Origin of the sequence: Klebsiella sp. HMSC25G12 (assembly GCF_001807705.1) — a bacterium.
Classification (GTDB): domain Bacteria; phylum Pseudomonadota; class Gammaproteobacteria; order Enterobacterales; family Enterobacteriaceae; genus Klebsiella; species Klebsiella variicola.
Genome location: NZ_KV789908.1, coordinates 345,575 through 355,558 on the forward strand (window position 1 = coordinate 345,575; position 9,984 = coordinate 355,558).

Sequence of the window (9,984 nt, forward strand, 5' to 3'; positions counted from 1 at the left end):
AAAAGAGGTATTATGAAGCAATTATTTGGCAAGGCCGTCACCGCCCGTCGATTTCGTCTCTCGCTGCTGGCCGCCGGGCTCTTCAGCCTGAGCGTTAGCACCTTTGCCGCCAGCGTCACGGTGGGCGGGGCCAATTTTACCGAAAGCTCCATTCTCGCCAACATCTACGCCAGCGCGTTAAAGAAAAACCATATCGAGGCCAACACCCGTCTCAACCTTGGCAACCGGGAAATTATTATTCCGGCGCTGCAGAGCGGTGAGATCGATATCGTCCCGGAATATCTTGGCGCCCTGCTCAATTTCTATAACGGCAAGACCGAGGCCACCAGCCAGCAGGCCGTTAGCGCTGAGCTGGCCCAGGCCCTGCCCGCCGATTTCACCCTGTTGACCCCGGCCCCGGCCACCTCGATCACCGCCTGGGCGGTACGTGCCGAGACCGCGGAGAAATACCATCTGCGCACCCTCTCCGACCTGAAGCCCGTCGCCCCGCAGTTGGTGATCGGCGGACCACCGGAGCTGGCGGTACGCGCCCTGGGCCTGCCGGGGCTGAAGCGCGTCTATGGCCTTGAGTTCAAAGCGGTGAAATCGCTGGACATGGGCGGGCCGCTGACCCGGCTGGCGCTCAATTCGGGCAAAATCGACGTCGCGACGGTCGTCTCCACCCAGGGCAACCTGGCGAAGGAGAAATGGGTGGTTCTGGAAGATGATAAACATGAGCAACCGAGTCAGAACGTGGTGCCGCTGGTGCGCAAAGCCAGCCTGACGCCGGAGATCAGCGCCGTGCTCAATGAGGTTTCCGGCAAGCTGGACAATGCCACGCTGATTGCCCTCAACCAGCAGGTGGATCTCCAGCATAAAGATCCGGCAGCCGTCGCCGAGCAATGGGTTAATGCCAACCTCCCCCAACACTGACCGTCACCCCGCCACGGATGGCGTTCAGCCGCGAGTCCACGCTATGTCTACCCGACACATGATCCTGAACCTGTTCTTTTATAACCCGCAGGGGGATTACCGTTTCTCCTGGCGTCACCCTGACGCACCAGAAGCGGAAATATTTACCCTCAACTATTACGCCAGTCTGGCGCGCAAGGCCGAAGCGGCGACCCTCGACGCTATCTTTGTCGCCGACCATATCGCGGTGTGGGATACGGTGCCCAGCGGCCTGACCCACTATGCCAACGCCCGGCTTGAACCCCTGACGCTGCTCTCCGCCCTCGCCGCGGTGACGGAGCATATCGGTCTGATGGCCACCGCGTCGACCTCCTATAACGAACCCTATAACCTGGCGCGCTACTTTGCCTCGCTGGATTTCCTCAGCAATGGCCGGGCCAGCTGGAATGTGGTGACGTCGTGGCTGGAAGAAGAGGCGGCAAACTTCGGTCTGGAGCAGCTTCCCCGCCACGGCACCCGCTACCAGCGGGCCAATGAATTCATCGACGTGGTCACTCGCCTGTGGGATTCCTGGGAAGATGGCGCGGCGATCTTCGATAAAGCGCACGGATTATTCGCCGATGCCGGCAAGGTGCATCACCTCGACTATCAGGGCGAGTACTTTCGCGTGCGCGGCCCGCTCAACGTCCCTCGCCCGCCGCAGGGCCATCCGCTGCTGGTGCAGGCCGGCTCTTCAGAGGCGGGAAAAGCGCTGGCCGCCGCCTGGTCTGATATGCACTTCGTGTTTATTCACTCGATCGCCGAGGGGCTGGCCTATCGCGAAGAGATGAACCAGCGGCTGCGCCAGCACGGGCGCGATCCGGCCCATTTCAAAATTATCGCCGGGGTCCTGCCGGTGGTGGTGAACTCCAGCGAGGAAAAGGCGGCCCGCCAGCGGCTGAACGAGCAGCTGATGAGCGACCAGATGGCTATCGACCTGCTCTCCTCTTATCTTCGGATGGATCTCAGCACCCTGCCACGGGACCAACCCCTGCCTCCGCTTCCCGATGAAGAGAGCTTTGATGGCATCCGCACGGCGCTGAAGCTTATCCGCCAGTACGATCCGCGGCTCACCCTGCTGGAGTTGGGGAAATTGTTATTACAGAGCTCCGATAGCTGGCTGCTGCTGGGCAGCGCCGAGGAGATTGCCGCCACCTTAACGGAGACCTGGCAGGCGGGCGCCGCCGATGGGTTCAACCTGATGTTCCCGCTGCTGCCGGGAGACTTTGACCGCTTTGTTGACCAGGTGGTGCCGATTCTGCAGCGTAACGGCGTCATGCGCGATCGCTACCCGCCCGGCACCCTGCGTGAAAAGCTCGGTCTGCCCGCAGTGGAAAACCGCTTCACCGCGCCGTAGCCCGACGTGGCCCGCCCCGGCACAGACCGCTGGCCGGGGCATTTTACCTATAGCTGGCTGACTCCCAGCGCCGCGGCCTCATCCCGCCACGCCAGCAGCGGCGCATAGGCCTCCCGCGGCATATCGCTATAGCCGCAGATCAGCAAGGCATCGCACAGGGGACGATAGCGCGCATCGCTCACTAACTGCTGGAGCGCCTCGCGCAGGCTATTCAGCGTCGCCGCCGGAGTGGCGCCGGCGGTGATCAGCGGCAGCCCTGGCGCGGCCGGGCTCCAGCCGATCGCCACCAGGCCTGCCAGGGCCTGCGGCTGATGGCGCTGCAGCAGCGCGTAGGTCACGCAGTCGATGGCGGCGATATCGGCGTTTTCCTGCTGCAGCTCGCGCAGCGACTGCCGATGGCTGCCGCTGAACGCCACCGCCGAAAAAAATCGCCCCTCCCGGGAGAGCGGCGCGACCATTTTACGCAGCACGTTGTAGCCGGACTGCGAGTGCTCGGCATTGCACGCGGCCCGACGGCCAAAAAAGTCCCCCAGCATCCGATGACTATCCGCTTCGCGGGCCACCAACAGACTGCGGTAGCGGCGCCCTTCACAACCGGGCGCGGCGTAGTGGAAACAGCCCACCGTCTGCACCTCCGGCAGCTGGGTCACCAGCGGGTAGCCGCAGGTCTGGCTCAGCAACAGCGTCGGCTGGCGCCAGTGGTCCAGCAGATCCTCGGGGTCAGCCGCCGGAGGATCTCCCGTCACGGTCACGCCGCGTTCGGCCAGCAGCGACTGCACCGCCTGCCACAGGGCCTGGGTCTGTTGACGGTGGATGGCATACATCGGAAAGGTCATGCGTTCAGCCATGTTCTCCTCCCGCTTGCGCCTGCTCGCCAAAGCCCGGATGGGCGTTCACCGCCACCGCCCGGCGGCCAAAATGGCGTCGCCACTCGCCGTACCCACGCACCAGGAACCCCTGATTACGCTGCAGATAAGCCGTCTGGCGATGCAGATACAGCTGACGTAAAGCGTACCAGGGGACCCCTGGCAGGTCATGATGCACCGCATGGTAGTTGAGATTGAGGAACAGCACCCGCCAGGGGAGCCCGGCCTCGTTGATCACCGAGCGGGCCAGCGGGTCATCCGCGGCGCGGTGTTCGAGAAAAGAGCGCACTTTGGTCAGGGCCAGCGCCGGGTAGCTCACCGCCAGCACAAACCACAGTGGGGAAAAACCCTGCGCCGCCATCCAGGTCAGCAGGCCCGTCAGCAGCAACAGATGCAGACTCCACATGGCGATAGCGCGGCGGTCACCCTCGCGGAAAGCCCGCAGCGCGCGGTTCAGGGTGTGAATAATATCCATCAGCGGCGCCAGCAGCAGACGCCCCCAGAAGGTGTTGCGCAGGTGGATAAGACGGCGCTGCCAGGCAGAGAAGCGCTGCCAGCTTTCCGCCGTCACATAGTACGATTCGGGGTCGTCCTCGGGGTGCGTCAGCAGATGGTTGCGATGGTGCGCCAGGTGGCTGTCGCGGTAGATGCCATAGGGATACCAGACCGCCAGCGGCAGCGTCCCCAACAGCTGGTTAAACCATGCCAGCCGGGTGGGATGCCCATGGATAAGCTCGTGCTGTAAGGACATATACCAGGTGGTAAACCAGATCAGCAGCAGCGTGGCCGGCATCAAACCCAGCGTCTGCCAGCCCGCCACGCAGGCAAACCAGCCGCCGTAAACCGTCACAATCAGCAGCCATGTCGGCAGCTCGCTGCGCCACAGCCAGCTGCGCGCCAGCTGGCGGATCAGGATGCGCTGTTGATCATCCACATAGACAGCCGTCTTCTTTTCCGTCACTTCCGATACCTTGCCGTGTTGCCTCATTCCCTCCGAAGATGTGAGATAACACGTTAAATAACAAAGTATTTAATTTACTTAGCTTTGCCAAAAAGCGCGTTTGTATTCACCGCTTTCATCAACACCTGAAACTGCGGATTAAATTCATCAAAGATTGGCAGCGCAGCGGCGCCCAGCGCGGCGGTATCGGTGCCGGTCATCCCCATTTTGACACGCTGCGCCGGCAGGTAACGCCCGCGCACAGACTGATACAGCGGCGGCAGCCGCGCCAGCACTTTCTCCAGCAAGGGGGCGGGCATCATACCGCCCACCACCACCGTCTCGGCATCGAAGACGCACTCCAGCAAATTGATCGCCTGACGCAACGGCGCCAGGATGCTGGTGATCCACTGGTCGAAAAGCGCAGCGTCCACCGACAGCAGATCTTCCGGCAGCGCGCGATAGGGGTCGAGGCCGCAAAACTCATAGGCCGCCTGCAGCGAAACATAGCGCTCAAGGCATCCCTCATTCCCGCAATAGCAAGGGCGACCGTTCGGCGCGACCACAATATGCCCGACCTCACCGGCGTTATGGGCATGGCCGGTATACACATGACCATCGGTAAAAATACCGGCGCCCAGACCGGTGCCAATATAGAGATAGACAAAAGAGTTGAGCTGCCGCGCCACGCCGTGAAAGCGTTCGCCAATGGCGGCCACCGTGGCGTCGTTTTCGAGAGTCACCGGCAGGCCGCTGAGTCGCCCGAGCTCCGCCGCTACATCGACCCCTTCCCAGCCGTTGAGCGTCGTGGGCCCCGTCGACGAGATCCCTTCCACGCCAAAGGGCCCCGGCATCACGACCCCCATCCCCAGCACCCGCGACCAGTCCAGCGTCGGCAGCGCACGGATCTCATTCAGCACCTCAGCGAGGCGGGCAAAGGTCGCACCAGGCTGGGGCTTTTGCACCAGAATGAGTCGGCGAAAATGGACCTCGCCGGCCAGATCCACCAGCACCACAATCAGCGTCTGATGATCAAGATGGATGCCAATTGACCAGGCGCTGGCGGGATTGAGGCTCACCGGCACCGCTGGCTGTCCACGGCCGCTGGCGCGCCGCGGTTGGTGGCTGGTCAGGAGATCCATCTGCTCCAGCTCCGCCACAATATTCGACACGGTCTGCGGGGTCAGCGCGGTCAGCCGCGCCAGCTCGGCGCGGGTCAGCTCGCCATGTAAACGCACCGCCTCAATGATCACCCGGCGGTTATGCACCCGGGCATGTTCAAGGTTTGTACCTGATGTTTTCATCGTTTCCCTTCCAGGCTGGACTGGTGAAATTTTAGCCGGCATCACAGATCTGACAACGACCCGCGCAGGCGGGTCTTCGCGATGGCATACCCTTTGCTACGCTTAGTGCTGGGGCCCCTCGGGAGATGTCGCCGATATTGTCGCCCTGATTAAATCAATCAAATTGATTTAATAAATCATAACCCCTTTCAGTACAGCACAGCGGAGAGCAAAGATGAAATACCACAGCGCACTACGGGTCAACGCCTGTCTGCTGGCGATGCTCGTTATCAGCGGGAGCGTCAGCGCAGCGACCCAGATTAATGCCCTGTTCATGACCCAGGCGGCCTATAGCGAAAACGACATTCGCGCGATGACCAGTGACTTCGAAAAGCAACACCCTGACGTGAAGGTCAATCTCGAATTCGTCCCCTATGAAGCGCTGCACGACAAGATCGTCGCCGCCCGCGGCGCAGGGGGTAACGGCTACGACGTGGTGCTGTTCGACGCGATCTGGCCGGCGGAGTTTAGCCGCTTCGATCTGCTGCAGGATGTCTCCTCACGGATTGCCGCCGACGAGCGCGAGAAGATTTTCCCCGGGGCGATGAATACCGTGGTGTATCAAGGCAAAACCCTCGGCATGCCGTGGATCCTCGACACCAAATATCTGTACTACAACAAAGCCATGCTGGACAAAGCGGGGATCAAAACGCCGCCTGCCAGCTGGCAGCAGGTAATGGACGACGCCAAAGTGCTTAAGGACAAAGGGATTGTTAAATATCCTCTGGTCTGGAGCTGGTCGCAAGCGGAAGCGCTGGTCTGCGATTACACCACCCTCGTCTCCGGCTTCGGCGGGAGCTTCTACCAGAACGGCAAGCTCGATTTTTCGACGCCCGCCTCGCTGAAAGCGGTCACGCTGATGAAAACCTCGCTCGATCAGGGGCTGAGCAACCCGGCATCACGTGAATATCTTGAGGAGGATGTGCGTAAGGCTTTCTCCAATGGCGACGCCGCCTTTGCGCTCAACTGGACCTATATGTACAACATGGCCAACGATCCGAAACAGAGTAAAGTCGCAGGTGATGTTGGCATTGTCCCCGCCCCAGGCGATACCCCGGATAAACCCGGCGCCGTCAACGGTTCTATGGGGCTGGGCATCGCCAAAGCCAGTCAGCATCCGGAAGAGGCCTGGCAGTATATTCACTATCTGACCTCCCAGCCGGTACAGGACAAGTATGCCAAACTGAGCTTGCCGGTGTGGAAAGCCTCGTACCAGGATCCTGCCGTTGCCAAAGGCCAGGAGAGCCTGATCGCCGCCGCCGACAAGTCGTTGAACGTGATGCTCTCTCGTCCCGAAACGGCAGATTACTCGCGCCTGTCAAACACCCTGCAACAGCAGCTTCAGTCGGTACTGCAGGGTAAAGCCACGCCCGACGTCGCCCTCAAGGCGGTCGACACCAGCGCGGCCCGTCTGCGTTAAGGAGGCATGATGCTGAGTCTGCAACGACGCGAGCATCGTCAGGCATGGGTGCTGTTAGCGCCCATGCTTATCGCGATGTTTATCCTCACCGCATGGCCGCTGGCGCGCACGCTGTGGCTGAGTTTTACCGATACCGCGCTGGCGGGAAGCGGCGAGGCGACCCACTACGTCTGGCTGGATAATTATCTTTATGCCCTGACCGACCCGGACTTTCGTGCGGCCTTCGCGCGAACGCTCTATTTCACCGTGGTCTCGGTGGCGATTGAGGGGGCGATCGGCGTACTGGTGGCGCTGTTGTTGAATCAGCGTTTTGTCGGGCGAAATGTCCTGCGGGTGCTGGTGATCCTGCCGTGGGCGTTGCCAACTATCGTCAACGCCATGATGTGGCGGCTTAACTTTAATCCCGACTACGGCAGCGTTAATGCTCTGCTCAGCCAGCTGGGGCTGATTGACAGCTATCGCAGCTGGCTGGGCTCGCCGGATTCCGCGCTGCACGCGGTGATGCTGGCGGATATCTGGAAAAACTACCCGCTGGTCACCCTGCTGGTGCTGGCCGCCCTGCAGTCTGTTCCCGACGATCTGTACGAGGCGGCGCGGCTCGACGGCGCCTCGGCCTGGCGGCGTTTTCGCGCCATTACCTTTCCGGCCATTGTGGGTCCCCTTGGCGTCGCGCTGGTGCTACGCACCATCGATGCCTTCAAAGTGTTCGACATTATCTATGTTATGACCCGCGGCGGCCCGCTCGACAGTACCAAAACGTTGAGCTTTTTTGTCTATCAGGAGTCCTTCAGCTACCTGCGCGCCGGCAGCGGCGCGGCCTACGCCATGCTGATGAGCCTGATGTGCGCCGTGCTGATAGCCCTGTATCTGTTTTTGCTGCTGCGTCAGCGGCGCCGGAGTGTTGATGATGAAGCGTAAAGGGTACATCGTACTGCGTTACCTGGCGGCGCTGGCGGTGGCGATCTCGATCCTCGCCCCGATGCTGTGGCTGTTTTTGATGAGCGTCAGCACCACCGCGGACCTCACCCGCGTCCCGCTGGAGTGGCTCCCGCGGCAGTGGGACTTCAGCCGCTATGGCCATCTGCTGTCGCTGGCCCCTGGCGAACCCGGGGCGCTGTTTCTTCCCGCGCTGGGCAACAGCCTGCTGGTGGCCGCCGGGGCGACGCTGGTGTCGTTGTTGCTGGCGATCCCCGCCGCCTTCAGCTTTTCGCGTTATCCCGGCCGCGACGGCTGGCTGTACGCCGGCCTCGGCATCTATATGGTGCCGCCCGTGGCCTTTGTGCTGCCGCTCTATTTTATTCTTGAACACTTTGGCCTGCTCAACACCCGCAGCGGGCTGGTGCTGGTCTACTGCTCGCTGATCGTGCCGTTTCTGACGTGGATGGTCAAAAACCAGTTCGATACCCTGCCGCAGGATATCGAGCAGGCGGCCCGGCTTGACGGTCTGCGCATCTGGCAGGTCCTGCTGCGCATTACTCTACCGCTGGCGAAACCGATGCTTGGCGCCGCCGCGCTGTTCGGCTGGCTGCTGGCGTGGGACGAGTTTTTCTATGCGCTACTGTTCACCAGCAACCTCGCCGCCCAAACGCTGCCGGTGACCATCGCCGGCTTCACCGCCGGCCGCGCCACCGATGACGGGCTGGTGGCGGCGGTCGGCATACTGGCTTCAGTCCCTCCGCTGTTGATTGCTATCTGGCTGCAAAAAACGCTGGTCAGCGGCCTCACTAACGGGGGAAGTAAAGGATAACTATGGATAACACCAGGACACCTGTGCTCTATATCGTGGGCAATTACAATATTGATTTAGTGATGGGAACCCTGACCCACTGGCCTGCCCAGGGGACTGAGATGATGCTCGAGCACAGCGCTCTGCGGCCCGGCGGCTCTGCCGGCAACTGCGCGCTGGCCGCCGCCGCCATGCAGCTTCCGCACTGCACGGTCGGCTGTCAGGGCGACGACGCGTTTACTCCGTGGCTGGCGGCACAGTTTCCCGGCGGCAGCGCACGCTGGCCGCAGTATCCCTGTGAAACTTCGCTGACGGTAGCGATCACCCATCCCAACAAAGAGCGCTCCTTCCTCAGCAACCACGGACATATTACCCGCCTGACCGCCGGGGATGTGTTGAGCCAGCTGCCGGCCGCCGCTGGCGAGGGCGATATCGTGTTGCTCTGCGGTACCTTTCTCTGTACCGGGCTGCTGTCCGACTATCCGCAGCTGCTCGCCACGCTCCGCCAGCGCGGGTTTACCCTTGCCGTCGATACCGGCTGGCCGCCTCAGGGCTGGAGCGACCCGCTGCGTCATGAGGTCGACCGCTGGCTGGGCGACTGCGACTGGCTGTTGCTCAACGACGTTGAAACCCTGCAGCTGGCCGGCCACCCGACCCTCGCCGCAGCCGCCGCAGCCCTGGCGGCACGGCTCAGCGGCCGCGGCGGGTGCGTGGTAAAGCGCGGCGCCGACGGCGCGGACTGCTGGACGACCGACGGCCATCACCATGCGCCGACCCGGCCAGTCACCGTGATCGATACCATCGGCGCTGGCGACAGCTTTAACGCAGGATTCCTTGCCGCGCTGCTGAGCGGTAAACCTGCGGCAGCCGCGCTGCGCTGGGGAAATACCGTCGCCGCGCAGGCGATCGGCACCTCCCCGCGCCGCTATCCCGACTGGCATACCCTGCAACATCACCTTGAGGAGGCCACCGATGGCCAGTGTTGAACTGATCGATGTCGCCAAGCGCTACGGCAAACAGACGGTGCTCCAGCCGCTGGACCTCACCATCCCCGACGGCAGCTTTACCGTACTGGTGGGCCCTTCCGGCTGCGGCAAGTCGACCCTGCTGCGCCTGCTGGCCGGTCTCGAAACGCTTTCCGGCGGCACCATTCTGATGAACAAGCGGCCGGTCAACGATCTGGATCCGGCCGACCGCGATGTGGCGATGGTCTTTCAGAGTTACGCGCTCTACCCCCACCTGACGGTGGCGGAAAATCTCGCCTTTCATATGCAGGTCAAAAAGGTGGATAAGCAGTTACAGAAAAGCAAAGTGCAGCAGGTCGCCAGCCTGCTGGGGATTGATAAACTGCTGGCTCGCTATCCGCGAGCGCTCTCCGGCGGCCAGCGCCAGCGGGTGGCGA

10 protein-coding genes are annotated in these 9,984 nt (G+C 62.1%); 7 read left to right on the plus strand and 3 right to left on the minus strand.

Going from position 1 to position 9,984, the window contains the following annotated elements:
• The first annotated feature begins 12 nt into the window (after positions 1 to 12).
• Together HMPREF3096_RS20255 and HMPREF3096_RS20260 are read left to right on the plus strand one after the other, a co-directional pair.
• Positions 13 to 912: an ABC transporter substrate-binding protein gene (locus HMPREF3096_RS20255; protein ID WP_063105824.1), complete on the plus strand. Its 900-nt coding sequence runs from the start codon at positions 13 to 15 to the stop codon at positions 910 to 912.
• A 58-nt stretch (positions 913 to 970) separates the two neighbouring features.
• A complete protein-coding gene (locus HMPREF3096_RS20260) occupies positions 971 to 2,287 on the plus strand; it encodes an LLM class flavin-dependent oxidoreductase (RefSeq protein WP_228258350.1) in 1,317 nt (438 codons plus the stop codon).
• Positions 2,288 to 2,334: 47 nt separating this feature from the next.
• Here HMPREF3096_RS20260 and HMPREF3096_RS20265 read toward each other — a convergent pair whose 3' ends face one another.
• The 3 genes from HMPREF3096_RS20265 to HMPREF3096_RS20275 form a co-directional block, all read right to left on the minus strand.
• Positions 2,335 to 3,135, minus strand: coding sequence for a phosphate/phosphite/phosphonate ABC transporter substrate-binding protein (locus tag HMPREF3096_RS20265; RefSeq protein ID WP_070544565.1), 801 nt, complete (start codon positions 3,133 to 3,135; stop codon positions 2,335 to 2,337).
• The gene (locus tag HMPREF3096_RS20270; RefSeq protein ID WP_008804327.1) at positions 3,128 to 4,114 is read right to left on the minus strand and encodes a fatty acid desaturase; all 987 of its coding nucleotides are present in this window, start codon (positions 4,112 to 4,114) and stop codon (positions 3,128 to 3,130) included. The genes HMPREF3096_RS20265 and HMPREF3096_RS20270 overlap by 8 nt, the downstream gene beginning before the upstream one ends.
• Positions 4,115 to 4,188: 74 nt before the next feature.
• Positions 4,189 to 5,397 (minus strand): ROK family transcriptional regulator, encoded by a 1,209-nt coding sequence (locus tag HMPREF3096_RS20275; RefSeq protein WP_008804326.1) that lies wholly within the window; start codon positions 5,395 to 5,397, stop codon positions 4,189 to 4,191.
• Positions 5,398 to 5,611: 214 nt separating this feature from the next.
• On the opposite strand from HMPREF3096_RS20275, the gene HMPREF3096_RS20280 reads away from it, so the two are divergent.
• From HMPREF3096_RS20280 to HMPREF3096_RS31540, 5 genes are all read left to right on the plus strand, one after another.
• Positions 5,612 to 6,856 (plus strand): extracellular solute-binding protein, encoded by a 1,245-nt coding sequence (locus tag HMPREF3096_RS20280; RefSeq protein ID WP_008804325.1) that lies wholly within the window; start codon positions 5,612 to 5,614, stop codon positions 6,854 to 6,856.
• Positions 6,857 to 6,865: 9 nt separating this feature from the next.
• Positions 6,866 to 7,774 carry a carbohydrate ABC transporter permease gene (locus HMPREF3096_RS20285; protein ID WP_012541290.1) on the plus strand — a complete coding sequence of 303 codons (909 nt, stop codon included), beginning with the start codon at positions 6,866 to 6,868 and terminating at the stop codon, positions 7,772 to 7,774.
• Positions 7,764 to 8,603, plus strand: a complete 840-nt coding sequence (locus tag HMPREF3096_RS20290; protein WP_032738925.1) for a carbohydrate ABC transporter permease — start codon at positions 7,764 to 7,766, stop codon at positions 8,601 to 8,603. Before HMPREF3096_RS20285 ends, HMPREF3096_RS20290 begins: the two co-directional genes overlap by 11 nt.
• A 2-nt stretch (positions 8,604 to 8,605) precedes the next feature.
• Positions 8,606 to 9,568 (plus strand): carbohydrate kinase family protein, encoded by a 963-nt coding sequence (locus HMPREF3096_RS20295; RefSeq protein ID WP_032754724.1) that lies wholly within the window; start codon positions 8,606 to 8,608, stop codon positions 9,566 to 9,568.
• The coding region (locus HMPREF3096_RS31540; protein ID WP_142291521.1) for an ABC transporter ATP-binding protein at positions 9,555 to 9,984 on the plus strand (430 nt) is incomplete at its 3' end. The genes HMPREF3096_RS20295 and HMPREF3096_RS31540, both read left to right, overlap by 14 nt.